The organism is Bacillus sp. P4_D3, assembly GCF_056401855.1.
In genome coordinates this window covers 1-1,126 of record NZ_JBFUIN010000895.1, presented here as the reverse complement: position 1 = coordinate 1,126, position 1,126 = coordinate 1, and the positions used below count along the sequence as shown (strand labels likewise).

At 31.5% G+C, this 1,126-nt stretch carries 2 protein-coding genes; both read right to left on the bottom strand.

All coding sequences use genetic code 11. From position 1 onward, the window contains the following. Positions 1 to 3: 3 nt before the first annotated feature. The gene (locus AC1DTM_RS27750) at positions 4 to 273 is read right to left on the bottom strand and encodes a DNA-binding protein (RefSeq protein WP_477001404.1); all 270 of its coding nucleotides are present in this window, start codon (positions 271 to 273) and stop codon (positions 4 to 6) included. 67 nt (positions 274 to 340) lie between these two features. Further along, positions 341 to 1,102, bottom strand: a complete 762-nt coding sequence (locus AC1DTM_RS27745) for a DUF1129 domain-containing protein (RefSeq protein WP_016106069.1) — start codon at positions 1,100 to 1,102, stop codon at positions 341 to 343. Positions 1,103 to 1,126: the final 24 nt, after the last annotated feature.

The following is a 1,126-nucleotide window of genomic DNA, read 5'->3' as shown; positions in this document are numbered from 1 at the left end:
GCACTAGACTGCGGATTCTGTCCTGTAATCAAACGTCCATCTACAATTTCCCCAGCTTAAAATCCCAATATAATATTTCTTTGGAAATACTTTTTTGCATATCCAAAGCAGCCCTTTTCCTATTAAACCGAAAAACAAAACATATCCTAATGTATCATCTAATAAAGTATCAAAATAATCATTATGTATCCTTTTTGCGAAAGCAGTATAGATCCCTAAAATTGCTAATCCTAGAAACATAATAGTTAATATACATATAAATATATTTTGCATATTTGTACCCCACTTAATAGAAAATTCCGTTTGCTAATTATTTGCTCGTTACTTTCGTATCGTACAGCTAGTTTATACTTTTTCGCTCTTCAATTTTTAAATACCATCGCATTAATCCATATATACTTCCATACATAAGTAAAATCTTTGCAATTCCCCAAAATACATTTCTTTCTTCTAAGTCTTTAAATATAAACATAATTGCCAAAGGAACAATTAGCACCAAAACGCCCATCCAACCAAGAACATACACTTCTCCAATGAAAAGTAATAAAAAGATACTTGCTGCTAATATATATGTTTGTATTGTCGACAATTGCAAAATAGGTGTACCGTACCATTTATCAATAAACATCAATAATACTAATAATAAGATAGGAACCATTACTATTACGTAAATAATCCCAAACTCTACAAACTTATTTTTAAAAGAAGACATTCTAAAGGCAACAATTGTTCCAATAATCGTAATGATTAAGACGATAGGATAGCCAATTAACTGTATATTTGTTAGCGTAAATTGCTGATTCGGATTATTAAACAAAATATGTGTTAATATCCAGTACCCGCCAACCCCAATTATCATCGCAAGAATACTCTTTATAATCCCGCTTTTATCCTTCTCCATCTCTTTCGCCAATTCTTCCGCATACGCTTTTGGCGAATCACCAAATATATCACTTACTGTCTTTCCTTTTTTCTCACCTTCTATTAAATGTAGCTCTGCATCTTCTAGAAATGCATCCACATCTTCTACTTTAATTCCCTTCGTTATTAAATACAATTTCGTATCGATTAGAAACTTTTCCCCTTCTTTAGAAACTTGCATTATAACCCCTCCCTTATTTAATCG